This is a genomic window from Providencia sp. PROV130 (assembly GCF_028482225.1).
Lineage (GTDB): Bacteria > Pseudomonadota > Gammaproteobacteria > Enterobacterales > Enterobacteriaceae > Providencia > Providencia rettgeri.
On sequence record NZ_JAMPQC010000003.1, the window covers coordinates 516,247 to 540,094 of the forward strand.

At 36.3% G+C, this 23,848-nt stretch carries 28 protein-coding genes; 20 read left to right on the forward strand and 8 right to left on the reverse strand.

Features of this window, described 5'->3' with window-relative positions:
• Positions 1-7 precede the first annotated feature (7 nt).
• Both PSF28_RS03625 and pspF read right to left on the reverse strand, forming a co-directional pair.
• The gene (locus PSF28_RS03625; protein ID WP_272684646.1) at positions 8-613 is read right to left on the reverse strand and encodes a hypothetical protein; all 606 of its coding nucleotides are present in this window, start codon (positions 611-613) and stop codon (positions 8-10) included.
• A gap of 492 nt (positions 614-1,105) precedes the next feature.
• On the reverse strand, positions 1,106-2,122 hold the full coding sequence (gene pspF, locus PSF28_RS03630) for a phage shock protein operon transcriptional activator (RefSeq protein ID WP_210839440.1): 1,017 nt from the start codon (positions 2,120-2,122) through the stop codon (positions 1,106-1,108).
• Between the two features lie 269 nt (positions 2,123-2,391).
• Between pspF and pspA the strand changes: the two genes are divergently transcribed.
• The 9 genes from pspA (at position 2,392) to PSF28_RS03675 (ending at position 9,348) form a co-directional block, all read left to right on the forward strand.
• Complete coding sequence (gene pspA / locus PSF28_RS03635) at positions 2,392-3,057, forward strand: phage shock protein PspA (RefSeq protein ID WP_004263893.1); 666 nt, start codon at positions 2,392-2,394, stop codon at positions 3,055-3,057.
• Between the two features lie 80 nt (positions 3,058-3,137).
• Positions 3,138-3,368 carry an envelope stress response membrane protein PspB gene (gene pspB, locus PSF28_RS03640; RefSeq protein ID WP_004910474.1) on the forward strand — a complete coding sequence of 77 codons (231 nt, stop codon included), beginning with the start codon at positions 3,138-3,140 and terminating at the stop codon, positions 3,366-3,368.
• Entirely contained in the window at positions 3,368-3,724 is a 357-nt protein-coding gene (pspC, locus tag PSF28_RS03645) for an envelope stress response membrane protein PspC (RefSeq protein ID WP_210839442.1), read from the forward strand. The genes pspB and pspC overlap by 1 nt, the downstream gene beginning before the upstream one ends.
• 82 nt (positions 3,725-3,806) lie before the next feature.
• A complete protein-coding gene (locus PSF28_RS03650) occupies positions 3,807-3,986 on the forward strand; it encodes a hypothetical protein (protein ID WP_115167360.1) in 180 nt (59 codons plus the stop codon).
• A gap of 82 nt (positions 3,987-4,068) precedes the next feature.
• The gene (locus PSF28_RS03655; protein ID WP_210839444.1) at positions 4,069-5,466 is read left to right on the forward strand and encodes a YcjX family protein; all 1,398 of its coding nucleotides are present in this window, start codon (positions 4,069-4,071) and stop codon (positions 5,464-5,466) included.
• A complete protein-coding gene (locus PSF28_RS03660) occupies positions 5,463-6,518 on the forward strand; it encodes a YcjF family protein (RefSeq protein WP_210839446.1) in 1,056 nt (351 codons plus the stop codon). Before PSF28_RS03655 ends, PSF28_RS03660 begins: the two co-directional genes overlap by 4 nt.
• 238 nt (positions 6,519-6,756) lie before the next feature.
• Positions 6,757-8,316, forward strand: coding sequence for a transcriptional regulator TyrR (gene tyrR / locus PSF28_RS03665; RefSeq protein WP_272684647.1), 1,560 nt, complete (start codon positions 6,757-6,759; stop codon positions 8,314-8,316).
• A gap of 5 nt (positions 8,317-8,321) precedes the next feature.
• Complete coding sequence (locus tag PSF28_RS03670) at positions 8,322-8,747, forward strand: hypothetical protein (RefSeq protein ID WP_272684648.1); 426 nt, start codon at positions 8,322-8,324, stop codon at positions 8,745-8,747.
• 226 nt (positions 8,748-8,973) lie between these two features.
• On the forward strand, positions 8,974-9,348 hold the full coding sequence (locus PSF28_RS03675) for an ATP-binding protein (RefSeq protein ID WP_102139676.1): 375 nt from the start codon (positions 8,974-8,976) through the stop codon (positions 9,346-9,348).
• A gap of 78 nt (positions 9,349-9,426) precedes the next feature.
• Here the strand turns inward: PSF28_RS03675 and tpx are convergent, their stop codons facing one another.
• Complete coding sequence (tpx, locus tag PSF28_RS03680) at positions 9,427-9,930, reverse strand: thiol peroxidase (RefSeq protein WP_272684649.1); 504 nt, start codon at positions 9,928-9,930, stop codon at positions 9,427-9,429.
• Positions 9,931-10,633: 703 nt separating this feature from the next.
• Between tpx and PSF28_RS03685 the strand changes: the two genes are divergently transcribed.
• Entirely contained in the window at positions 10,634-12,256 is a 1,623-nt protein-coding gene (locus PSF28_RS03685) for a peptide ABC transporter substrate-binding protein (RefSeq protein WP_272684650.1), read from the forward strand.
• A 351-nt stretch (positions 12,257-12,607) separates the two neighbouring features.
• Positions 12,608-13,591: a zinc transporter ZntB gene (gene zntB / locus PSF28_RS03690; protein WP_210839456.1), complete on the forward strand. Its 984-nt coding sequence runs from the start codon at positions 12,608-12,610 to the stop codon at positions 13,589-13,591.
• Between the two features lie 260 nt (positions 13,592-13,851).
• Here the strand turns inward: zntB and ttcA are convergent, their stop codons facing one another.
• Positions 13,852-14,766, reverse strand: coding sequence for a tRNA 2-thiocytidine(32) synthetase TtcA (gene ttcA / locus PSF28_RS03695; protein WP_210839458.1), 915 nt, complete (start codon positions 14,764-14,766; stop codon positions 13,852-13,854).
• Positions 14,767-15,027: 261 nt separating this feature from the next.
• On the opposite strand from ttcA, the gene PSF28_RS03700 reads away from it, so the two are divergent.
• On the forward strand, positions 15,028-15,168 hold the full coding sequence (locus PSF28_RS03700) for a hypothetical protein (RefSeq protein WP_210839460.1): 141 nt from the start codon (positions 15,028-15,030) through the stop codon (positions 15,166-15,168).
• An 88-nt stretch (positions 15,169-15,256) separates the two neighbouring features.
• Here PSF28_RS03700 and catA read toward each other — a convergent pair whose 3' ends face one another.
• From catA to PSF28_RS03715, 3 genes are all read right to left on the reverse strand, one after another.
• Positions 15,257-15,898, reverse strand: a complete 642-nt coding sequence (gene catA, locus PSF28_RS03705; protein ID WP_210839462.1) for a type A chloramphenicol O-acetyltransferase — start codon at positions 15,896-15,898, stop codon at positions 15,257-15,259.
• A gap of 191 nt (positions 15,899-16,089) precedes the next feature.
• Positions 16,090-16,332: a helix-turn-helix domain-containing protein gene (locus PSF28_RS03710; protein ID WP_210839464.1), complete on the reverse strand. Its 243-nt coding sequence runs from the start codon at positions 16,330-16,332 to the stop codon at positions 16,090-16,092.
• Between the two features lie 333 nt (positions 16,333-16,665).
• On the reverse strand, positions 16,666-17,361 hold the full coding sequence (locus PSF28_RS03715) for an aspartate/glutamate racemase family protein (RefSeq protein WP_272684651.1): 696 nt from the start codon (positions 17,359-17,361) through the stop codon (positions 16,666-16,668).
• A 363-nt stretch (positions 17,362-17,724) separates the two neighbouring features.
• Here PSF28_RS03715 and PSF28_RS03720 point away from each other — a divergent pair, with 363 nt between their 5' ends.
• The 8 genes from PSF28_RS03720 (at position 17,725) to PSF28_RS03755 (ending at position 23,198) form a co-directional block, all read left to right on the forward strand.
• Positions 17,725-18,066 (forward strand): hypothetical protein, encoded by a 342-nt coding sequence (locus PSF28_RS03720; protein WP_181937006.1) that lies wholly within the window; start codon positions 17,725-17,727, stop codon positions 18,064-18,066.
• 548 nt (positions 18,067-18,614) lie between these two features.
• The gene (gene sra, locus PSF28_RS03725) at positions 18,615-18,803 is read left to right on the forward strand and encodes a stationary-phase-induced ribosome-associated protein (protein WP_210838940.1); all 189 of its coding nucleotides are present in this window, start codon (positions 18,615-18,617) and stop codon (positions 18,801-18,803) included.
• A gap of 225 nt (positions 18,804-19,028) precedes the next feature.
• Positions 19,029-19,808: a YaeF family permuted papain-like enzyme gene (locus PSF28_RS03730; RefSeq protein WP_210838938.1), complete on the forward strand. Its 780-nt coding sequence runs from the start codon at positions 19,029-19,031 to the stop codon at positions 19,806-19,808.
• Positions 19,809-20,138: 330 nt separating this feature from the next.
• The gene (locus PSF28_RS03735; protein WP_210838934.1) at positions 20,139-21,068 is read left to right on the forward strand and encodes a Gfo/Idh/MocA family protein; all 930 of its coding nucleotides are present in this window, start codon (positions 20,139-20,141) and stop codon (positions 21,066-21,068) included.
• Between the two features lie 80 nt (positions 21,069-21,148).
• Positions 21,149-21,586, forward strand: a complete 438-nt coding sequence (locus PSF28_RS03740) for a glyoxalase (protein WP_210838932.1) — start codon at positions 21,149-21,151, stop codon at positions 21,584-21,586.
• Positions 21,587-21,700: 114 nt separating this feature from the next.
• Positions 21,701-22,129, forward strand: coding sequence for a universal stress protein (locus tag PSF28_RS03745; protein ID WP_004910510.1), 429 nt, complete (start codon positions 21,701-21,703; stop codon positions 22,127-22,129).
• 125 nt (positions 22,130-22,254) lie between these two features.
• Positions 22,255-22,590, forward strand: coding sequence for a hypothetical protein (locus PSF28_RS03750; protein WP_004910512.1), 336 nt, complete (start codon positions 22,255-22,257; stop codon positions 22,588-22,590).
• Positions 22,591-22,760: 170 nt separating this feature from the next.
• Positions 22,761-23,198, forward strand: a complete 438-nt coding sequence (locus PSF28_RS03755; protein WP_004910514.1) for a universal stress protein — start codon at positions 22,761-22,763, stop codon at positions 23,196-23,198.
• A gap of 53 nt (positions 23,199-23,251) precedes the next feature.
• Here the strand turns inward: PSF28_RS03755 and PSF28_RS03760 are convergent, their stop codons facing one another.
• On the reverse strand, positions 23,252-23,545 hold the full coding sequence (locus PSF28_RS03760; RefSeq protein ID WP_210838948.1) for a DUF5339 family protein: 294 nt from the start codon (positions 23,543-23,545) through the stop codon (positions 23,252-23,254).
• Positions 23,546-23,848 lie beyond the last annotated feature (303 nt).

Sequence of the window (23,848 nt, forward strand, 5' to 3'; positions counted from 1 at the left end):
CTCGTTATTACTCTAAACCCACATAGTGTAGGTCTTCATCGGTCACTTTACCTTGGAGTGTACATAAGAAACGAACCACTCCTCTTTGTTCATCCTTTTCAATAATCAGCATTTTTTCAGCTGCATTTGGGGCCAAGTTATAGTCTTGCGTTGCGTATTCGTTAAACACCCATTGGCCTTGCAAATTGTGGCGGATCATGGGTGAGTAGATATAAGTATTTCCCACCTTTAGAATAGCAATTCTTGATGAAGTATAACGGATAACCTCTTCAAAGCTTTGAGTGGTTTCAAATCCCCAAAAATAGTATTGGCCACGTAAGCCTAAATAGGTGAAGTCATCATATTTATCGAAATTACTATGACTAACAAAAAAACGATTAAAAGTCACAATTCCAGTAGGTGAAAAATTGAGATTAACAGAAACTTGTTCACCATCATATAATTTCATGTTTTTCAATGCATTAGATGCATCATTTAAAGCGGGATACTCTTTCATTTTCTCGAAAAAAGTCGCATCACAGTAAGAGAATGTTCTCATTAATGATTCTGCGCTGACTGTAGGAGATAAGCCGAGAAGAAAAAAGGTCATAGCAAGTATATTTATATTCTTCATAATAGGCTCCTCATATAATAAATATCATATTAATAGAGATATCATATAAATATATTTCGCACAGTAGTTAAATATGACAAGGTGTAAAAATAATTTAATTAGTTAACATTAATATGATTAAAATAGACGTAGTTATGATTATATAATTAACTAAATGTGCTAAAATAAATCATTATTTATGTGTGATAATTAGTACAAGTAACTAGCTATAATTTTTTTATTATTTTCAAATTTTTAATTTAGAAAGTAAAATCTCCGTTACCTATTGTTTTTATTTAGTTATTTATTTTAGTTAAATAATTTTATTTTAATTTTACTCTGTCGATAATATATTTTAACAGTGAAGGGAGTAAATGATTTTTGAAACCAAAATATAAGATTGGAAATATTTAGCAATAAATACAAACCGAATTTTTTAAACCTGAATTTTTAATGTTTAAGTATAATGCAGTAGTTCAAACAATAAATTCGGATTATTTGAACTACGTGTTATTAACTCTCAATATTTATTTGATGTTTTTTTATTAAGCCTCGTAGTTGGTCATAACTTAATGATAACCGTTGTGCGGCTTTACGTTGATTAAAATGACTATCCGTTAGTGCTTGTTCCAATAGCGCTTTTTCGGATTGTTGTTGCCACTGACGTAAATCACATGGTAATGAAGGCAAAATTGTATTCTGTTGTTGGGTATGTGGCATGGGGAGTGAACTTGGTGATTCATGTAGCTCAGCAAGTTTTTCGCCAAATGGGTCAAAAATAATATTATCAACGGGGTCAGCACAGTTTCCATGGCGGTATATCGAGCGCTCAATAACATTTTTTAATTCGCGTACATTACCTGGCCATGGGTAGTGTTGCAGAGCCTGTTGGGCATGTAATGTAAAACCTGTAAAGTGTGAACGTTTTAATTCGCCACACATTAAAATGGCAAAATGTTCTGCTAACAATAAGATATCAGGCTGTCGTTCACGCAGTGGGGGGAGGCGAATAACATCAAAAGCCAGCCTATCTAAGAGGTCAGCTCGAAAGCGGCCCTGTTTGGCAAGTTCAGGTAAATTGGCATTTGTAGCACAGATTAAACGCACATCCACGTGTAATGCTTGGCTTCCACCGACTCGTTCAAGTTCACCATATTCAATGACTCGCAGCAGTTTTTCTTGAACTGACATTGGTGCAGTGGCGAGCTCATCAAGAAAAAGAGAACCTTTGTCTGCTCGTTCAAAGCGCCCTTGATGGCGTTTTTGGGCGCCTGTAAAAGAACCTGCTTCATGTCCAAATAATTCAGAATCCAGTAAATTCTCATTGAGTCCGCTGCAATTGAGAGAGATAAAAGCTTCTTGCCAGCGCGGGGAGAGGTAATGGAGTCTATCTGCAATAAGTTCTTTACCCGTACCGCGTTCGCCGATAACCAAAACAGGCTTATTGAGCTGAGCGAGTTCAGAAGCTTGTTCGAGTACATCGAGAAAATTACTTGAAACGCCAAGAATAGGTTCGTTGGTTTCTTTCATGGTTTTTTTTACCAATAGTTGGTTGGAAATACCGATTCTTTAACTATAGACTAAAATGACTTTTAGAGAAAGTTTATAATTATTTTATTTAAAATCATTGTGATACGATCTTTTTTTAAAGTTGGCACGCGAGTTGCTATATGTGAATTGCAATAGCTAAATACAACATGCTATTTGTTGTTTGACTAACGGAGCGTCAGGTATGGGTTGGAAGCCAAATCAGGTCGAGGCGCTACAGAATGATTAAATCCATCAAGGGGATATAAATAATGGGTATTTTTTCACGTTTTGCCGATATCATTAATGCAAACATCGCTTCTTTGTTAGACAAAGCAGAAGATCCGCAAAAAATGATCCGTCTGATGATTCAAGAAATGGAAGACATGCTAGTTGAAATTCGTTCGACATCAGCACGTACCTTAGCTGAAAAGAAAGGTTTAGAGCGCCGTATTGAGATGGGCGAAAAACAAGTTGCTGATTGGCAAGAAAAAGCAGAATTAGCACTGGTGAAAGATAAAGAAGATTTAGCGCGTGCAGCACTGATTGAAAAGCAAAAAGTGAGTGCAATGGTCGATACCTTAAAACACGAGCTGATTATTGTTGATGAAACCTTGACTCGTTTAAAAGGTGAAATCACTGAATTAGAAAACAAACTGCAAGAAACGCGTGCGAAACAGCAATCAATGGTTGTTCGTATGGAAGCAGCACAATCTAGCCGTAATGTACGTCGCCAACTGGATAGTGGCAAACTGGATGAAGCAATGGCTCGCTTTGAACAGTTTGAGCGCCGTATAGACCATATGGAAGGTGAAGCTCAAAGTTATGGTATTGGTAAACAAAAATCACTGGATCAACAGTTTGCAGAGTTAAAAGCAGACGATGAAATAAGCGCGCAATTAGCGGCGCTTAAAGCTAAAATCAATAAAGATCAGTAACAGTTATTTTGATGCACTGGTACGTCAGCAATATCGTATCAGTGCCATAGATAGGTTAACCATATGTATAAGGATATGTGATGGGCTACGTTTTTCTGTCTCTCGTATTAATTATTTTTCTCATTTTTATTCTGCCTATTTGGCTGTGGCTACATTACAGCAAAAAAAATAATGGGCAGGGGAGTCAGCTAACTGAAAATGAAGTACAACGTTTGATGCAATTAGCAGAGCAAGCATCACAGATGCAGCAACGCATTAAAACGCTTGAAGATATTTTGGATGCAGAACACCCAAATTGGAGGCAAAAATAATGACTCAATTTCGCAACCGCAAACTTTATCGTTTAACGGATAGACGTGTGTTCGGTGGTGTGTGTTCGGGTATTGCTGAGTACTTAGAACTTCCGGTTGCTTTGGTCAGAGCATTAGCCGTATTAGCCTTATTTGTAAGCTTTGGTATTACTTTGATTTTGTACATCGTGATGTGCTTTGTTGTCGAAGCGGCACCAAGTGGCTACCGTTCACAGCAAGATATTGGCCCAGAAGTGAGTAGTCTTATTAACCAAATTGATACACAATTAAAATCCGGTGAAATGAAGTTACGCCAGATTGAAAGATACGTTACTTCAGATACTTATACAGTGAACAGTAAATTTCGAAATCTATAGCAAATCGTATCGCCATCACATGATAAGGGATTAGGTTTCAAAACCAAATCCCTTTTGTTTTTTATCAATAAGTGAGTGAAATATGGCAAATAACGTTCGTTATCGAATCAAAAAATTTGCAAAGAAACTTATTCTACAAAAAGGTATTCGAATCGCCGCGGTATTACTTATGACATATGGTCCAGCGGGAGTCGTAGGTAAAATCATTAAATTATTGACGAGTAAATGGTTGCTCAATGTACTAATTAAACGGTTAACCTAATACAATTTGTTTTATGCTAAATTATAGTACGCAATATGACGTAAAATGGGTTTAAATTGAAAGGATAAGTCTTGGGAGGAGCATGAAACGACTGCACAGTGAATTAACGGATTTGATGAATAGAAGTGTTGATCGTCATGTTAGGCTCGCAGTAACAGGGCTTAGCCGTAGTGGAAAAACCGCATTTATTACTTCACTGGTGAACCAACTATTGAATGTGAATGCCGGAGCGCGGCTGCCTTTATTCTCTGCTGCGCGAGATAAGCGGTTATTAGGTGTTAAACGGATACCTCACCGTGATTTGTCGGTACCGCGTTTTGCGTATGATGAAGGTATTGCCTCTCTTTATGGGGAGCCCCCGCAATGGCCAACACCAACAAGGGGAGTCAGTGAAATACGCCTTAAATTACATTACCGTTCAGAAGACTCTTTTTTGCGTCATTTTGTTGATAACTCATCATTATATTTAGAGATTGTCGATTATCCCGGCGAATGGTTGTTGGATTTACCCATGCTAGATTTAAATTATTTAGCGTGGTCTGAACAAATGAACACCTTAATCAAGGGGGAACGCGCACATTTAGCCCAACCGTGGCTGGCATTGTGTGAAAAATGTGACCCTTTAGCGCCAGTAGATGAAAATTTGCTTGCTGAAATTGCAGCTGCTTATACTCAGTATTTAGTGGAATGCAAGGCCCAAGGGCAGCACTTTATTCAACCGGGACGTTTCGTTTTACCCGCTGAATTAGCAGGAGCACCCGCTCTGCAATTTTTCCCATGGCCGAATGTGGCCAAATATGGCGACAAAAAGCTCGCACAGGCAGGTAAAAACACCAATCTTGGCGCATTACAGCAACGTTATCAATATTATTGTGAGCATGTTGTAAAGGGCTTTTATCGTGATTATTTCCAACGTTTTGACCGACAAATTGTGTTAGTTGATTGCTTACAACCGCTAAATAGTGGTGTTGATGCTTTTAATGATATGAGAATGGCATTAACGCAATTAATGCGTAGTTTTCATTATGGAAAGCGTACATTACTGAGGCGTTTATTTTCACCTTGTATTGATAAATTACTCTTTGCCGCAAGCAAGTCAGATCACGTAACACCAGACCAACATGCAAATTTAGTGGCTTTGTTGCAACAGTTAGTGCAAGAGGCATGGCAGCATGCTGCGTTTGAGGGGATCAGCATGGATTGTGTGGGGCTAGCATCAATACAAGCCACCGAAAGTGGTTTGGTAGATTATAAAGGTGAAAAATTACCTGCGTTAAAAGGGAATCGGCTAAGTGATGGTCAACCGTTAATGTTTTATCCAGGAGAAGTACCAAAACGCTTACCGAATGAACAATTCTGGCAAACTCAAGGTTTTCAATTTGAAGATTTCAGACCAAGGCCAACGCCAATGGATCAACCATTGCCACACATTCGTATGGACAGTGCGCTTGAATTTTTGTTGGGAGATAAACTGAAATGAATGAACCCTTAAAACAGCGTTTAGATTTTGCTGAAAATAGTGAAAATAAGACGAAAGAATCACTAAAAAAAGCGCAAGTTTTTGATGAACGTGAACTTGAAAAATTTACACCAGTGTCTTTGGAAACTGAGCAGGACAACCAAGAAGGTGAGGTTGAAAGCCTGATTAACGAAGCGTTAAAACCAAAACGGAGTTTTTGGCGTAAATTAGTTGGCGCGGCGGCGGGAATTTTTGGAGTCAGCGTCGTTGCTCAACTCGGCGTTTGGATTCACCAATCATGGGTAACACAAGATTGGACTGCGTTAGGTGTCGCTGCTGCGGGCGGTTTAATCGTTGTGGCGGGTGTTGGGTCGGTTGTTGGCGAATGGCGGCGGTTGTATCGCCTGAGAGAACGTGCGGAGGAACGGGACTTTGCACGCGAATTATTGCACAGTCATGGTATGGGGCAAGGAAAGGCTTTTTGTGAAAAATTGGCTAAACAATCTGCGTTATCAATGCAACATCCTGCGATTGTTAATTGGCAAGCCACTCTTCATGACTCGCATAATGATAGGGAAGTTGTTGAATTGTATAGTCGAATGGTTCAGCCTATCCTTGATGAACAAGCTCGCAAAGAAATTAGTCGTTGTTCTGCGGAATCGGCCATCATGATTGCGGTGAGCCCGCTAGCACTGGTGGATATGGCATTTATTGCTTGGCGAAATATTCGTTTAATTAATCGGATCGCGGCAATCTATGGTATTGAACTCGGTTATTACAGCCGAATTCGACTATTTCGCATGGTGCTCATTAATATTGCCTTTGCGGGAGCGTCTGAATTAATTCGTGAAGTGGGGATGGATTGGCTATCTCAAGACATTACTGCACGGTTATCAACACGAGCAGCACAAGGTATTGGAGCCGGCTTGTTAACTGCGCGTTTAGGTATTAAGGCGATGGAATTATGTCGACCACTACCTTGGATAGAAAACAAGCCACGTTTAGCTGATTTTCGCCATCAGTTAATTGGCCAGTTAAAAAATGTCATCCCCAGTAAAAAAGAAAAAGCGTAAAACAATATCATTGGCAGGGTGAGTTGACAGTTTTTGCTCACTCTGCAGCATCATTTATTGATTAATGTGTTTATTCTTATTTCAAGCCTCAAAAAATAAAGGAAAACCGTGATTTTATTTGTTGATGACTATAAAGCTTACAGCTGTCAACAATTTGTGACACAAACACTGTATTCCCTTAATGTTTAAGGCTAAAATACCTTTATTCTCTCGGCTTTTTTGATGAAGGTTCTTACCCATGCGCCTCGAAGTGACCTGCCAAGACCGTATCGGTTTAACGCGTGAATTACTTGATCTTTTAGTTCTACAAAATATTGATTTAAAAGGTATTGAAATCTCTCCTCAACGTAGGATTTACCTCAATTTTACACCTGTAGATTTTCAGGTATTCAGCACATTGATGGCAGAAATACGGCGTATTAATGGTGTTATTGATGTTCGCCGAATTTATTTTATGCCTTCAGAAAGAGAACATAAAGCCGTTTGGGCGCTCTTAAACTCATTTCCAGAACCTGTTTTATCCATCGACAACAAGCTAAATATTGAATTGATTAACCCAATGACATTGCAGTTATTTGGTTATGATGAGGCTAAAATTCGAGAAAAAACCTTTTCACAATTAGTTGGTAGTCAAGGGCTAGTACGTTGGTTTGAACGGGAGTCACCAGAGGCGTACACCGAGAAAGTTGTCATTAAAGGCCAAGACTATTTGATGCAAGTAACACCTATTATTTTGGCTGATGAAAATGGTAAATCCCATTGTACTGGTGCGGTATTACTGTTGAAATCGGCTGCAATTTTAGATAAGCAACGCCAACAAGTTATTGAGGTGGATGGCAGCGGTTTTGAACAAATTATTGCTGTTAGCCCTGTCATGGCGAATGTGGTTGAACGAGCCAAACGTATTGCTATGCTAGATGAGCCATTATTACTTGTCGGTGAAACGGGGACTGGGAAAGATATCTTAGCGAAAGCTTGTCATTTGCATAGTGCGAGAGGAAAAGAACCATTTTTAGGCTTAAATTGTGCTTCGATGCCGGATGATGTCGTAGAAAGTGAATTATTTGGTTATGCAGCGGGAGCCTATCCAAATGCAATTGAAGGCAAAAAGGGTTTTTTTGAACAAGCCAACGGCGGAACGGTGTTGCTTGATGAAATTGCTGAAATGTCGCCACAAATGCAAATTAAGTTATTACGTTTTTTAAATGATGGGACATTTAGGCGTGTTGGGGAAGAAAGAGAAGTTAAGGTGAACGTTCGTGTGATTTGTGCAACACAGAAAAATTTACCTGAATTGGTTGCCGAAAAGAAATTCAGAGAGGACCTTTATTATCGTTTGAATGTACTGACATTAACCATTCCTCCATTGCGTGAACGTAAAGAAGATATTCAACCGTTAACCAAAACATTTGTCGCCAGTTTTTCCAAAGAGCTTCATATTGCCGAACCTAAATTGGCACATTCGCTGATAGAATATTTAAGTAGTTATTATTGGCCGGGTAATGTAAGGCAACTGAGAAATGCTCTTTATCAAGGATTAACGCAACTTAATGGTAATAGATTAGATGCAGATAATATCCAATTACCTGATGTCGTTAATACCCCCGCACTCGCTTTAGATTCACTCAATGGCTCGCTAGATGAAATCACTAAACGTTATGAAGCATCGGTATTAGCACGTTTGTATCGCGATTATCCGAGTACCCGTAAATTAGCTAAACGTTTGGATATTTCTCATACGGCAATCGCCAATAAATTGAGAGAATATGGCCTTAATACGAAAAAAGAGCAAAACTAAATTAAATGTATAAAAGAATAACTTACGTATTCGCAATAATAGGGCTGGTTTTAAGTGGTTCTGGCACAGCAACAACAATGCCGGAAGACGGTTTGAGTAAGTATTGCCAAGATGTAGTGCGAACAATGGATGAAGTCTATGAAAATGGGGCATTGACTCAATGTTATTTTAAAGACTTATCGTTATTAGAGGCATACATACAATATAGAACGGCATTAATTGATGGGAAGCAATTTCTTACTGAAAATCTAGAGATTAAACAAAATATTGAAATGCCCTGTCCATCGGACGGTTGTATTGCTATTCGTTATCATTGGAATGATGATAAAAACTTAAAAATTGAACAAGAATTTGCTGGAGGAGAAACCCATCTGCAGTTTGTTCAAGACAATAAAGGGACAACTCTCGAAATTATTCAGTATCCTGATTAGAACTATGTACTGCTATAGAGTAGGCAACAGGCGAGAGAAAAGCACTTTGCACAAAGGTATTGTTGCCTATTTTTTACTAATTATCTTTTTTATCTCGCGCTTAATATGGCAAAACCCTACTAATACTATTGCTAATTGGTGAATTTTACTGCTATATAACAAAGACAGCTGCTGTTTTAGGGTATCGTAATCTCATCTGATGGGTTTCAGCCTATAAGGAGTTGCCATGGATCAATTCACTATTAATTTCGTTGTAAATCGTAAGCTACGCGAATACATGAGCCAGAGCCATTATAAAAATGATATGTTTGAGTCTGCAGCCTCTGCCGCCGAACTTTATCTGATGAATAAAGCTGCAGTAAAATATTTAACGAAGAAAAATCGTTTTACGTGGGAGGCGCTGGTGAAAAATGGCCATAAGCCTCGAGACCTCATTATTGATATTTTGACATCTTGTTGCCCTGTTACCCAGGACCAAGCCTTAAAAGTATTGAGTACGCTCTCTCATACTTTGATTTCTATAATGAGTGACAACAAGTTATTTGCGAATGTTGTTAATGCAAAGAACCACCAACCGTTGTATTGGGCTCACGTAGACTAGAGTGGCGTTTATATTATTCAATAAAGCGGGAAATTCCCGCTTTATTGTTAACTACAGTGAACTAAATATGACAAAAGCTTATTTCAAACTATTTAATGCGCTGTCGTAATCAGGTTCTTCAGTTATTTCAGGAACTAATTGGCTATAAATAACGTTATTGTTTTCATCTAGGACAACAACGGAACGAGCGTTCAGGCCTTTTAATGGACCACTAGCAATATCAACACCATAGTCATTCGCAAACGAGCCGCTACGGAAAGAAGATAGCGTAACGACATTATCTAAACCTTCTGCGCCACAAAAACGCGCTTGTGCGAAAGGTAGATCAGCAGAAATACATAATACAACAGTGTTATCCAAATCGTTTGCGAGCTTATTAAACTTGCGAACTGACGCTGCACATACGCCAGTGTCGACACTTGGGAAGATGTTTAAAACTTTTCGTTTACCTTCATAGGTTTCCAGCGTTGCTTCGCTGAGATCTTTGGTGACAAGGGTAAAAGGTTTAGCTTTTGAGCCCGTTTGTAAAAAGACACCATTAACCGTGATGTCATTACCTTTTAACTTAACTGTCTGCGACATGAATTTTTCTCCCATTCATAAAGTGAGTCACTGATAACTTAATCTATCTTCTAATAAAAAATCTTTGCGATTAAAGGTTTTTTAATGGGCAGTTACGCAGTGCTGAGTTTTACATTTTACTAATGACCAAATTTTATACGGAAACCTTATCACTTACCTTGAGCCCAATATAGGGTAAAACAAGGTAATTTTACCTACTTTTTATTACAGTATGGTGCATCATCATTATATAACTACTAAGCTTTATCAATGCTTGCGTTTTTTGTTATGTGCTTTTTATACTGACCTATGAAGTGTAACAAAAGGAAACAGGTCTGTATTGGTTTCTTGAGTCATTATTTAATTATCAGAGAAATGATAGAGATAGAGTTATGGTTCGATAAGACGAGTATTAATTTATCTATATTTGAGTTAGGGAATCAATTGATTACACGGGAAATGTGGATATTTAAAATATGAAGGCATATGATAAATTAAGATAAACAACAGAGTAATTGCGACTTGATATTACGCATGTTAGATATGGTTTTTACATCATAACTTTATGTTTTTATTGTTACAGTGGATTTTTCCAACATTCAAATTACCTAAATGAAACTTAATCAGTAAATGCAGTAACGTTGTTAATAATAGCATCTTCATTTGAAATCATTTAACTAGGCTTTTAGTTAACTTTATTTATATTAACAAGATAGAAAATATAATGCATAAACATTCATTTACATCTTTAGCGATTTTGATTTCTTCAGTTTTTGTTACTACACCAGCTATTAGTGCCGTGATACCTACAGGCACAGTTTTAGCTGAAAACCAAGAAGTTACACGACATTTAAAAGATGAGCCTGCATCTTTGGATCCAGTAAAATCAGTGGGGTTAACAGAGGCGCAAGTCATGCGTGACTTATTTGAAGGGCTGGTTAATCAAGATGATCATGGAAAGCCGATCCCTGGAGTCGCTCAACATTGGGATACGGCTGATAATCGTATTTGGACATTTACACTGAGACCTGACGCACATTGGTCAAATGGTGACCCTGTCACGGCTCAAGATTTTGTTTATAGTTGGCAGCGACTTGTTTCACCTGGAACAACATCGCCATTTGCTTGGTTTGCCGCACTAGCAGGCATTAACAATGCGCAAGATATTATTGATGGTAAATTGCCAGTTGAGCAACTAGGTGTTGAAGCGGTTGATACGCGCACACTAAAGATTACTCTAAATAAGCCGGTACCTTATTTTCCTTCATTAACGGCTAACTTTAGCTTATTTCCTGTTCACCAAGAAACTGTTGAAAAGTTTGGTAATGACTGGATAAAAGCCGGAAATTTAGTTGGAAATGGTGCTTTTATTTTATCTGACAGAGTGGTTAATGAAAAAATTGTTTTGGTACCAAATAAGAATTATTGGGATCATCAAAATACAGTCATCACTAAAGTCACTTTTGTCCCAATTAACCAAGAGTCCCATGCAACGAATCGTTATTTAGCGGGTGACCTAGATATTACCGAATCATTTCCAAAACAGCGCTATCAAAAATTATTAAAAGATATTCCTAATGAAGTCTTTACACCGGATCAATTAGGGACCTATTACTATGCTTTTAATACCCAACGTGCACCAACGGATGACGTTCGTGTTAGAAAAGCGTTATCCATGGCGATTGACCGCCAATTAATTGCGAATAAGGTATTAGGTACAGGGGAGAAGCCCGCAAATTATTTTACTCCTGATGTCACTGATGGCTTTAAGCCCGAAAAAGGGCTTTATAATAGCTATTCACAAAAAGAGTTAGACCAGCAAGCAAAAGTGTTATTGCAACAAGCAGGCTTTGGGCCAAATCACCCATTAGAATTAACGTTATTATACAATAGCTCAGAAAATCATCAGAAAATTGCGATAGCAATTGCTTCTATGTGGAAGAAAAAGCTAGGCGCTGAGGTCAAATTAGTTAATCAAGAATGGAAAACCTATATAGATAGCCGTAATACGGGAAATTTTGATGTTATACGCGCATCATGGATAGGTGATTTTAATGAGCCTTCAACCTTTTTGTCTCTACTCACTTCTCAGCATAGTGGCAATATACCAAAATTCAATAACCATGCATATGATGAGGTTATTGCATCGGCGAGTATTGAAACAAATGCGCAATTACGCAACCGTTATTATAATAATGCGGAGGCTATCATTGCAAAAGAAGCACCAATCGCACCTATTTACCAATATACCAATGCACGTCTAATTAAGCCTTGGCTAAAGGGCTACCCGATTAATAACCCTGAAGATGTCGCTTATAGCCATAGTTTTTATATTATTAAACATTAACGAAGATCTCAGCCTGCACATGTTGTGGGCTGTTTTTTCTGACGGAAAGAAAAAAGCTCCTTCCTCTGGAGAATGGGAAGGAGGACCAAAAAAAGGAATAAACACTACCTTTTTATAATAAAAAACTCATCGTAAATTTTATTGCTCATTTGTGTCAATTATGTGGTTTTATTTAGCAAAAATGGCGATATTTTGTGATTTATGGGGAATTGTCTGTTTTTATAAGATGTTAATCTCAATCTTTTTCTTTGTTGTTTTATTCATGTATTGTGGGAGCGATTCTTGAAATAATTGCAAAGAATTATTTATTCGACTACAAATACCGTATTGATTATAAAAGGGAGATATTGCATGGGGCTGATTTATGGTTCTTTATTCCAAAATTCAAATCCTGTACATGCATTTCAGTTAAATGGAGACGGTGGATTACTTCCCATTGATGTAAATGCGAGTGCGAGCCAGCAGTCTCCGTTCTGGCTTCATTATGATTATAAAGATCCTCAAAGTTTTAATTGGATTCAGCAATCAGACCTCTTTAATGAACAAGTTAAGTCTGCGTTATCAGGGCATTCAGGGCGTTGGCGTTTGATACGTGTTGGTGATGGCATTTTATTAACATTGCAAACTTTAAATACCAATACTGGCCAGCGGCCTGAGCAATTAGTTGCATTTCGAGTATTTATTAATAACCGGGTAATTATTTCTAGCCGTCACCGAAAAGTAAACTCTTTAGACTCTGTTATTGATGACTTAAAACAGGGAGTAGGTGCGCAAAGCACGGGTGATTGGTTAGTTGAGGTTGCTGATTCTATTACAGATGAAATAAGTGATTTTACAGATTCTTTGCATGAGCGTTTAATTGATATGGAAGACGCCATATTAAATGGCCAAATTCCTGATAGAGGGGAATTTGCATTACTCCGTAAGCAAATTATTGTAATCCGTCGTTATATGGCTCCACAACGAGATATGTTTTCTCGCTTAACAACGGAAAAATTACTTTGGTTAGATGAAACTAATCGTCGTCGAATTCAAGAGATTTCTGACCGGCTAGGGCGTTGCATTGAAGATCTGGATGGATTTATAGCACGTACAGCGATTATTTCTGATGAGATAACGAACATGATGACTGAAATGATGAACCGGCGTATTTATACAATGTCATTAATGGCCATGATATTCTTACCAACAACGTTTTTAACGGGTTTGTTTGGTGTGAATTTAGGGGGGATCCCCGGTAATGAATTCCGCTTTGCCTTTAGTGTCTTTTGCGTTTTATTAGCCGTTTTAATTGCAACCGTCTTGTGGTGGCTAAGAAAAAGCCGATGGCTCTAATATTGATGACTTATTTCCTATAACCGGACCTAGTTTGAGATAAATCAATAAAACTACTGAGGTTTTAGTGCAGTATTAGTCCTGCAGGTGAATGCAACGTTGAGCGATGAACGTTGTGCTCCATAATTGTAGTTTTTCTCATATTAAGTTCTTATACAGAATAATTGACCACTGTAATGCCGATGTAATTTACATCGGCTTTTTTTTGCATTAAATCTGAGTAAAAAATAACCTCCAAACAAGGAGGTTATTAATAAATATTATTTAACTTCAATAATATCAAGACGTTCAGCTGCAAAGTCGGGCTTATCATCTTCCGCTATAAAAGGTTGTAGAGGCAGCTCTTCTTTGTCAAACGCAAGGTCACCGCCATTGATAACTTCATCTCCATGAGAAATATTCTTGAAATCAAATAATTCTGTATCACATAAATGAGACGGCACAATGTTTTGAGTGGCGCGGAACATTGTTTCGATACGGCCAGGATAACGCTTATCCCAATCACGTAACATCTCTTTAATAACTTGACGTTGCAGGTTTGGTTGAGAACCACATAGATTACAAGGAATAATTGGAAATTCTTTAGCCTGCGCAAAGCGCTCAATATCTTTTTCTCGGCAGTAAGCAAGTGGGCGGATAACAATGTGTTTTCCGTCATCGCTCATTAATTTAGGAGGCATGCCTTTTAACTTACCGCCATAAAACATATTTAGGAACATGGTTTGTAAAATATCATCACGGTGGTGACCAAGTGCAATTTTAGTTGCACCTAATTCAGTTGCTGTACGATACAGAATTCCACGTCGTAAACGAGAGCACAATGAGCAAGTTGTTTTCCCTTCAGGAATTTTTTCCTTTACGATCCCATAGGTATTTTCTTCAACAATTTTGTACTCCACACCAAGGTTATCAAGGTATGCAGGTAAAATATGCTCAGGGAAGCCAGGTTGTTTTTGGTCCAAATTAACCGCAACTAATGAAAACTGGATAGGGGCACTTTTTTGCAAACTTTGCAGGATGGAAAGCAGTGTGTAACTATCTTTACCTCCAGACAAGCAAACCATTATCCGGTCACCGTCTTCTATCATGTTAAAGTCAGCGATTGCTTGGCCAACATCACGGCGAATTCTTTTTTGCAATTTGTTTAAGTTGTATTGTTCTTTATTGGTCGTCATTCTATATTGTTCTGCTACTGGGGTTTATGTTGCTGATGGTTAATTGTACTTTCAGCCGTTAAGTTATTATTATTCTGTGCTTAAAGCCTAATCAGCGAGATCTATAAAAAGGGGTTCATAATAGCAGAAGCTGGGGGGAGAGTGATACCAGTTCGTTAAAAGAGATAAAAATCTGTTGGGGTATAGCGTCTTCTTTATAGCCTTTATCTTATTGTATAAGCACTACTGAGAGCTTAATGTATAACAAAATATGGAGGAAATATGCCTGCAACTGACCCTATTGAATTGGTTTCTTCTTTACTCAGCAGCACTATTAAAATGGTAATTACGCCAACGGAATATTTTTTTCAAAGTGGTACTATTGGGGATGTCATTTATATGAGCTTATTATTTTTGAATTAAAAATACTGAGAGTGTCATCATAACGAGATTAACCCACGACAAATGAAGGAAGGCTTGCTTCCTTCATAACGGTGAGTAACCTGCGGTACTAATAAGCTAGCTCATCACATAATTTTTGTAACTCAGTTAAAAATTTACCTACATGGAAGCCATCGCAAACAGCATGATGTACTTGTATTGCTAGAGGAAGCCATATTTTATTATTGTCACCATAGTATTTTCCCATGGTAAATATAGGGGTAAAGATATTAGTAATATCTGCAATATTTAGATTAAAACTATCAAATGAAACCCAGGGTAAAGATGACACATAGAATACATTTTCAATTTGCTGTGATTGAGGGTGCAAATTGAGATTATCTTTATGCAATATTAATTGGTGGTGATAATTTTCCATAAATATCGCCATTTCTGATGAGTATTCGCACCATAATGAAGAAAAAGTTTCAGTTTCTTTATGGAAAATAGTAAAGCTAGGGTGTACTTCATCCCATAAAATAAGCTCATCATTTTTTTTTGCAAATCTAAATTCTTTGCAATTGTTAGCTACCCGCGCTAATAAATAAATCATCGAAGGGTAAAATTTATAACCCATTGAATTTATATATTTTTTTAAATTAGTGATATCTATCTTAGTTGTTAAACTAAACCCACAATTTATAGTTTTTTGGTAGGTGTTGTAATGTTCCTTACGTAACCATGTTTCTATATTAAATTTAGTATAATTCATAATCTTTCCTTCTAATAAGTTAATGTTATTGTTATTAGAAGGGGGACTTCTCTGCTTTTGATTGGCTCATAGTGATTCTTTATATCATGCTGAAGTTATGTCCACATTTTAACTAGACGGTTTATGCTTGTCGAGATGTAGGGTTTACTCTCTTCAATATAAGGCACAATTTGCGTGATAGTAAAATATACTTATGGGCATGACTGTGCGTTGACGTAGGTGTCAAATAATGTTTTGACATCTACGTTGAGTATTTTAGAGAGTATTACAAGGTGGTCAATAAATATGGAAAGAGTTCCATCTTCATATTTTATATATGATTTTTCAGAAATAGAGATTAATTCAGCCATTTTTTTTGTCGTAATTTGATGTTCAACACGCTTTTGTTTAATAAATTCACCTAATACAACATTGCCAACATTATTTTTATTCATAGTAACCTGTTATAAATTTGTTTTTGTTTTTTTATTATCTTAGATGAGAGTTAATGTTCAATGGGTAATAATCTGTAAATTTAATAAAGAATAAATTTTAGGCAGTGAAGTTAAAGTGATTATTATAAAACTAGAGTTAGTGTAATAAACGATAATAAATAACATTATTGTGTTTTATAATCAAAAGTCGAGAGTTGATTAATATTAAATTCTATTTAATTGCACAAAATGTGATTTTTAACTAGATAACATGTCAATTTTGCTACCATTATTTAACAGAAACTATCTTAACAATAATTATTGAAGACAGTGTCTATTAATAGATAATATTGATTAAGCAGATAGCGCAACTTCAATTGCTTTTTGAGCATGAATGGCGGTGGTATCAAATATGTTTACTGTAGTATCATATTGATTAACAAGTAATGTTATTTCAGTGCATCCTAAAATGATACCTTCAGCACCTTTTTCTACCAGAGATGCCATTATACGTTGATATTCCTTTTTAGATTCTTTGTTTATTTTCCCTAAGCATAATTCATTATAAATAATATCATGAACTATTTTTCTATCTTGGTCGCTAGGTACTAATACATCCAAATTAAACTTATCAATCAACCTTTGCTTATAGAAGGGTTGCTCCATCGTAAACGAAGTTCCTAAGAGCCCAATTGTTTTTATACTTGACTGTGTAATGCGTTCACCTGTTGCATCAGCTATATGTAATAATGGAAGACTGGTTTGAGATTCAATGAGTGGAGCTACTTTATGCATAGTATTGGTGCAAAGAACCAGAAAATCAGCGCCTGCAAGCTTTAAACGCTCTCCTGCATCTGCTAAACATTGTGCTGCCAAATCCCATTGCCCATTGGACTGATACTGTTCTATCTCAGCGAAATCGACGCTATATAAAACAATTTTAGCAGAATGTAGGCCACCTAACAGTTGTTTCACTCCTTCATTAAGTTGTTGGTAGTATAGTAATGTAGATTCCCAGCTCATACCGCCAATGAGGCCTATTGTTTTCATTTCTCAAGTTCCTATTATCATGCAGTGTTATTATTTTTCTTACTATACTGATTGTTTACAGAGGATCACAATAGAAATGAGAAATTTTCTAGGGGATTAAGAGTAAAAAATAGTTGTAATATTAAACTCAATTTAACATTACAAATAATAAGGTTTTAATGTTGGACTTATTTAAATAACAAAATGATAAATATAAGAATATTTACGTTTTAAAGATGGATTTTAATTGATATCTGGTTATCATCATAATGAACATTATTTCTATAAATTTGGTCATATATGGCGAGAATAAAAATGAATTTTTTTAAAGTAATCATTGCGATACTTATTTTTGGTGCTGCATTTCTGTTAGGGGCACTATATATGAAACCAACTCAACTGAGTTTAGTTGAGCAAGTGAAAAAGAATGTTTATGATGTTCTAGCGTACCCACAAGCAGCAAAGTTTAGAAATATTGAATATCACTTTTCTCGCTACACTGCGGATAATGGTAAGGTTGGTTATGTTTGTGGAGAGGTGTATCGATATAAAAATGATAAACCTGACGGATTTAAGCGTTTTATTGTTAAATCCTATACCAATGATGAAGGCCGCATGGATATTTCTATTCCGTTTATTGACGGAGGACATGAAATATTATTGCCTGAACAGGTTAACCAAATTTGGAAAGATAAGTGCTCAAGTCCTGCTTCACCGCTAGAGTAAGGAACTACGTGTGCTAAAATTTTGTAGCACACGCTTTTAGGTTATTTGTTATGTAGTCTGTTGGTTTATACATTTTAATGCTGCAGGGCGGTTATTATTTTTTATAATAGTCAAGTAAAAATGATGTATTAGGACTTTCTGTCGGGGTTAATAACCAACGTTGGATTGATAATGTGATAACGATATTTGCTAGAGAAAATGGTTTTCATAGAGATAGTTCTGATGATTTTTTTGGGGCTTATTTTGTGATAACACAGATTCAATTATTTACATTTTTTCATTCCATAAATGGATACTTTTTGAGGTTGTCGTAGAAAAAAAGAATCCTGTCTTACCCTCATATAATTTTAGCGTAAAGCATATAGTAACCCTTTAAAACTAATAAGTAAAACTGGATTATATATTGCTGGCTTAGTGTTATACTGAATAGGTTACACTTTGTTTTGTTATTATTATGAAACAAAAAAGCCTTTGTGGTCAACGATGACTATATTTTTTGATGTTCATTTTTTAATGAATTTTTAATTTAGTAGTTTAAGGAGTCGATAATGGTTAGTAATAATAATGCGCGTCGTTTGTTAGGTATGCCTTATAAATTAAGTCGTTCTAAGAAAAACATACGTGTTTCGCTAAGTTCTAAAGATAATGCTACAGTTGCGGTGCAAAAGAATAAAGCGACAGAAAAGAAAACATATCATTCAGTAACTGTTTTTTACCCAGAATATGTTATTAGTTAATTGAATGAATGTAACCCTCTAGTCTTCACTAGGGGGTTGATGCTATTTAATTAAAATTAGACTTTTCTTATTAACTTACGTTAACTCATTTCAATATACACCATTCCTACGAGTAACATTCAGCCCCTCTTATTATAAAAATAAACGGTAGTCATAAAATAGATTAAGCGATATTATCTATATTAATTAAAAGCTAAAAGAAAGATCACTATTGGGTGTTGTAGAATGAAATTTTATTGTTGCCTACTATTTTTATTTTGTTTTTCTCTTTCAGGGTGTTCTACTCAATTTAAATCAGATGAAGAAACTAATCGCTTAAAATTTAATATTCAACACGCAAATACGGTTCCTATTGAGGATTCCGTTGAGCCGTTGGCGGTTTCCGATATGTTACCAGGTGATATTCTTTTATCGTCTGCTACAGGGTTAAATTCATGGGGAATTCGATTATTTAGTATTAGCGGGGTAAGCCATGCATCTATTTATCTAGGCTTGGGCGAAGTTGCTGAATCTGTTGGAAGTGGCGTTAGGGTCATTACCTTAGACCAAGCAGTGAGAGATTCTAATAACATGGTGGTATTGAGACAAGCAGGTTTAACATCATTACATGCAGAAAAATTGCGCGAATTTTCAGTTCAAAATAATGGAAATAAGTATAACTATAAAGGTATTGTGATGATTGCTCCCTGGATGATCACAAAAAGAGTATGTGAACTTCCGTTAATTGGTGAAACGATACGTAATTTTTGCTTAAAAACCTTAGCTAAAGTTCAATTAGGCGATGATATAGACCAAGCTAATGGCTTCTTTTGTTCGCAGTTTGTCCTAGATGCTTATAACTATGCGGGTATCCCCTTATTTGAAGGCAACTCATCATGGATAACACCTGCGGATATATTGCATATGCGCACCGGTGATGTACCGACTTTTGTACCAACTCAACGTTTAGCGTATGTTGGCCATTTGAAATCATGGAGCTTTAGTAGTGCAATACGCGGAAAATAATAGGTAATTTTAAATAAAAAAAAGGCCAACATTTAAAGTTGGCCTGCTAAACTGGAAGCAATGTGAGCAATGTCGTTTGTGATAAACCTGAGTGATTTACTCAAGTATTCACGAGGTAAAAGATAACCATTCTCATTTAAGAAATCAACCCCTTTTTTTATGCAGTTACTCATTCACTTTCCCTGTTTGTTTTCATTTTTTGTTTATATAAAACAATCTATTGTGTATTTATTTCTAATCAAAATTGCTTTTTTAACAAAAAAAAATTTTTTTAATTGATATTAATGAGATTATTCTTGCTGAGATTAACCATTAACAGGCGTGTTTACGATGCGAAAATTAAAGGTGGGTGTAGTTGGTTTAGGTTCTATTGCACAAAAAGCGTATTTACCTATTTTAACTAAAGAGGAAAACTGGGAGCTGGTTGGTGCTTTTTCTCCGAATCAATCAAAGGCAAAATTGGTGTGTGATAGTTATCGAATACCCCTGTTTAGCAGTATTAACGCACTAGCACAGCAATGTGATGCTATTTTTGTTCACAGTGCGACCAAAAGCCATTTTGAGGTAATCAAGCTGCTATTAGAGGCTGACGTTCATGTCTATGTTGATAAGCCATTGACTGAGTTAATTGAACAATCGGAGCAATTAATTCAGTTAGCCGCGCGACGTCAAAAAATGTTAATGGTTGGATTTAACCGCCGTTTCTCGCCGTTTTATTTGGCAATTAAACAAAATATTAAAAATATAGTGTCTATTCGTATGGATAAACACCGTATGGATAGCGTAGGGCCGAATGACTTCAGGTTTACGTTATTAGATGATTATTTGCATGTCATTGATACTGTAATGTGGATTGCACAAAGTAACACAAAATTAATCAGTGGTAGCATTCACAAAACAAATACTGATGAATTGTTTTATGCCGAGCACCATATGCAAGCGGGCCAATGTTGGCTAACAACATCGATGCATCGCAAAGCCGGAAGCCAACAAGAGCAACTTATTGTCATTGCTGAGGACAGTATTCATCAAATAACCAATATGAACCATTGGTGGAGTGAAAATGCTGTTGGGATCAGCGAGAAAAAGCCGGCTAATTGGGACTCCATTTTGGTTCAACGCGGTTTTGATGGTGCAATTCGACATTTTATTGATTCTGTTTCAAATCAAACTCAACCTTTGGTCGGTGGAGAAGAGGGCTTGAAGGCTCAAAGAATGGTTGAAAAAATGATCTCTACAATGGATAAAGTCAGCGGTTAATTATCTTATTTTGTAAAAGTAATTATCGATTTTATTAAACGGTAAAATTTTAGTATCTCATTACTTTATAGGAACACGGGATGATACCTTTCCAAGATAGCTCTGATGTATTATTTGTTGCAGGGTTTGGGCCGATAGTGACAGATTACAAAAAAAGTCATTCTTTTTATCTTGAGTTGTTAAAGTTACCTTTGAAACCAATAGAAGAAGGAAGCCAATATTTAACTTGTGAGCAAGAAAGGTTAGAAGGCGTTAAACATTTTGCACTTTGGCCTATAGAGCAAGCAGCCCAATCATGTTTTAGTCAAAATGAGTGGCCTGAAAATATACTCACTCCGCAAAGTTGGATGGAGTTTGAGGTTTCAGACATCGAAAAGATTACGGATATTTGCCTGAAGGAAGGCTATGTCTTATTAGTTAATAACCGCATGGAGCCTTGGGGGCAAACCGTAACAAGGTTATTAAGCCCAGAAGGCATGTTAATTGGTTTAACTGTGACGCCATGGCTAAGAGAATAACCTGCCTTTATTTGTAGTTAGAGATCTCATTTATCTTTGTGGATAAGAGACATTTATTAGTAATTGTTTATAATTTTGTTGTAGAACTTCATTTTAACTATTTTAGGAGGGGTTATGTATAAAACGATTCTGGTCCCTATTGATTTAACAGAAGATGAATTAACCAGTAAAGCCGTTCGTCATGCTGTTAATCTTGCAAAGCAATCTAGTGCTAAAATTCATCTTATTCATGTTTTGCCAATTTCTTCAGCAATTATTAATGCGTATGCTTTAGGTTACATGGAAATAAAAGACCGTGCGACGGTGAAAGCGGAAGAAGACATGAAAATGTTAATGGATTCAATTGATTTACCTCATGATGACGTTAGTTATACTATAACGTTTGGTTCTCCACGAGATGAAGTGATTAATACAGCAAAAGACATTAATGCCGATATTATTGTCATTGGCTCTCGTCGCCCAAATATTACAACTCATCTTTTAGGGTCAACAGCGGCGGGTATAGTACGTTACGCTGAAACATCAGTGCTGGTTGTACGTTAATAATTAGAGAAGAGCCTGCTCATTGGGTAGGTTCTTTTTTATTTCATTATTTGTATTGCCAATTCAATCAGTTTTAGCACTCAAGTTAATTGATCTTACTTATAACAAGGTGAATTTGAGTCAGTATGGAAAAGTTTTCACAAGAATTACTGCGTGTTGAACACTTTGTTCTGAGAGTTTTGCGTTTTTATTTACTCGGGCTTTTGATTTTTTTTCTTGGGTTATTACCCGGTATAATCGGTTTTTATTTTATTGAAGGCCATTCAGCTGTTGAGTCAATGCTTAATGCATTGTCTATGTTGAGTGGGCAAGCTATTGAGCCAGCTCCTATTACAAGGGGAGGCCGTTTCTTTATTGCTATTTATGGTTTATTTTTACAAAGTGTTTTTATTATCAGTATTGGATTAATTGTAACTCCTTTTATTCATCGTATTTTGCATAAATGGCATTTAGAAGAATGATTTTTTGTTGTAATAGTAAGGGGCTTCACAGCTTTTTTAGTGTAGTAAGACTATACTTCTAAAGACTAAAAAGGAAAATATTCACCCGCTACGCCTAATAATCAAGTTGTAAAAATACGCAACAATACAACTTGAATAAAAACGTCAACATAATTAATAAGGGGCATCATATGTATCAAACAATTTTGGTTCCCGTGGATATATCTGAAGATGTACTAACAGATAACGCATTAAAACATGCTATTTATTTAGCAAAAATTTCAGATGCGAAAATTCACTTATTTCACTCAGTTCCAGATGTTTCAAGATTTTCAATGAGTTACAGTTATCATTATGATTTACTGTCTTCATTTGCTAAAAAAGCACTTGAGCGCTCTGAAGAGCAGCTAAAAGAAATTATTGAAAAGATTGATTATCCATCAGATAAAATCTCTTATAAGGTGGAATTTGGTTCACCAAGAGATAAAGTTTTATCAGAAGCTGAGGCTATTGATGCTGACCTTATTGTTATCGGCTCACGCAATCCAAGTATTTCAACCCATTTATTAGGTTCAAATGCTTCTGGGATTGTTTCCTATGCGAAGATCTCGGTTCTCGTAGTTCGGTAAATAAAATAGCCTGCTCAGCAGGCTATTTTTTTGTCTATTAAAAGCGAACAATTCTAGGGTGTTTTTACCGCTTCTTTGGCTTGCTCAATTGCTTTAAGTGCTTGGCTACAAGCTTGCTCTTGTGCATCATCAGGGTAGCTAGCAAGAGCTTTTTTCGCTTCCTCTAATTGTGACTTCATTAATGCAATTTGTTCACCTGCATTGGCTTCATCTTTATATTGTTCTTCAGCTTGCTTAACAAGATCATTCATTTCTTTGAAGTAAGTATCACAGGTTGCACCTGCATTTGCATTAAATGCAGTGAAAGCCATTAAAAGGCTAAACGCAATTGGAATAGTTTTTTTCATCGTATTTTCGCTTTTAAAATTCATAATATCATCAGAATAACATTCCATATTCAAAAACGCACCACTCGAACACGTGAATGTTTTTAACTGATAAACTTTTTCTGCATATTGAGAATATTCCTGTTAGTCACTGTCAGAAATAGCATAATTTGCAAAATACAAATGATAATCATTCTTGACTATGAATGATATAAAAGTGTACATTCAAGTACACTTTAATTAATAATGACAACAGAGATGATTGTGATGAGTAAAAATATGATAAAAACAGAAAATTGGCCAATCTGTGAGATGAATATATTT

Bases quoted from the DNA above. Each gene is read 5' to 3' on its own strand.
- PSF28_RS03625 (WP_272684646.1), bottom strand. From the start codon at position 613: ATGAAGAATATAAATATACTTGCTATGACCTTTTTTCTTCTCGGCTTA.
- pspF (WP_210839440.1), bottom strand. From the start codon at position 2,122: ATGAAAGAAACCAACGAACCTATTCTTGGCGTTTCAAGTAATTTTCTC.
- pspA (WP_004263893.1), top strand. From the start codon at position 2,392: ATGGGTATTTTTTCACGTTTTGCCGATATCATTAATGCAAACATCGCT.
- pspB (WP_004910474.1), top strand. From the start codon at position 3,138: ATGGGCTACGTTTTTCTGTCTCTCGTATTAATTATTTTTCTCATTTTT.
- pspC (WP_210839442.1), top strand. From the start codon at position 3,368: ATGACTCAATTTCGCAACCGCAAACTTTATCGTTTAACGGATAGACGT.
- PSF28_RS03650 (WP_115167360.1), top strand. From the start codon at position 3,807: ATGGCAAATAACGTTCGTTATCGAATCAAAAAATTTGCAAAGAAACTT.
- PSF28_RS03655 (WP_210839444.1), top strand. From the start codon at position 4,069: ATGAAACGACTGCACAGTGAATTAACGGATTTGATGAATAGAAGTGTT.
- PSF28_RS03660 (WP_210839446.1), top strand. From the start codon at position 5,463: ATGAATGAACCCTTAAAACAGCGTTTAGATTTTGCTGAAAATAGTGAA.
- tyrR (WP_272684647.1), top strand. From the start codon at position 6,757: ATGCGCCTCGAAGTGACCTGCCAAGACCGTATCGGTTTAACGCGTGAA.
- PSF28_RS03670 (WP_272684648.1), top strand. From the start codon at position 8,322: ATGTATAAAAGAATAACTTACGTATTCGCAATAATAGGGCTGGTTTTA.
- PSF28_RS03675 (WP_102139676.1), top strand. From the start codon at position 8,974: ATGGATCAATTCACTATTAATTTCGTTGTAAATCGTAAGCTACGCGAA.
- tpx (WP_272684649.1), bottom strand. From the start codon at position 9,930: ATGTCGCAGACAGTTAAGTTAAAAGGTAATGACATCACGGTTAATGGT.
- PSF28_RS03685 (WP_272684650.1), top strand. From the start codon at position 10,634: ATGCATAAACATTCATTTACATCTTTAGCGATTTTGATTTCTTCAGTT.
- zntB (WP_210839456.1), top strand. From the start codon at position 12,608: ATGGGGCTGATTTATGGTTCTTTATTCCAAAATTCAAATCCTGTACAT.
- ttcA (WP_210839458.1), bottom strand. From the start codon at position 14,766: ATGACGACCAATAAAGAACAATACAACTTAAACAAATTGCAAAAAAGA.
- PSF28_RS03700 (WP_210839460.1), top strand. From the start codon at position 15,028: ATGCCTGCAACTGACCCTATTGAATTGGTTTCTTCTTTACTCAGCAGC.
- catA (WP_210839462.1), bottom strand. From the start codon at position 15,898: ATGAATTATACTAAATTTAATATAGAAACATGGTTACGTAAGGAACAT.
- PSF28_RS03710 (WP_210839464.1), bottom strand. From the start codon at position 16,332: ATGAATAAAAATAATGTTGGCAATGTTGTATTAGGTGAATTTATTAAA.
- PSF28_RS03715 (WP_272684651.1), bottom strand. From the start codon at position 17,361: ATGAAAACAATAGGCCTCATTGGCGGTATGAGCTGGGAATCTACATTA.
- PSF28_RS03720 (WP_181937006.1), top strand. From the start codon at position 17,725: ATGAAACCAACTCAACTGAGTTTAGTTGAGCAAGTGAAAAAGAATGTT.
- sra (WP_210838940.1), top strand. From the start codon at position 18,615: ATGGTTAGTAATAATAATGCGCGTCGTTTGTTAGGTATGCCTTATAAA.
- PSF28_RS03730 (WP_210838938.1), top strand. From the start codon at position 19,029: ATGAAATTTTATTGTTGCCTACTATTTTTATTTTGTTTTTCTCTTTCA.
- PSF28_RS03735 (WP_210838934.1), top strand. From the start codon at position 20,139: ATGCGAAAATTAAAGGTGGGTGTAGTTGGTTTAGGTTCTATTGCACAA.
- PSF28_RS03740 (WP_210838932.1), top strand. From the start codon at position 21,149: ATGATACCTTTCCAAGATAGCTCTGATGTATTATTTGTTGCAGGGTTT.
- PSF28_RS03745 (WP_004910510.1), top strand. From the start codon at position 21,701: ATGTATAAAACGATTCTGGTCCCTATTGATTTAACAGAAGATGAATTA.
- PSF28_RS03750 (WP_004910512.1), top strand. From the start codon at position 22,255: ATGGAAAAGTTTTCACAAGAATTACTGCGTGTTGAACACTTTGTTCTG.
- PSF28_RS03755 (WP_004910514.1), top strand. From the start codon at position 22,761: ATGTATCAAACAATTTTGGTTCCCGTGGATATATCTGAAGATGTACTA.
- PSF28_RS03760 (WP_210838948.1), bottom strand. From the start codon at position 23,545: ATGAAAAAAACTATTCCAATTGCGTTTAGCCTTTTAATGGCTTTCACT.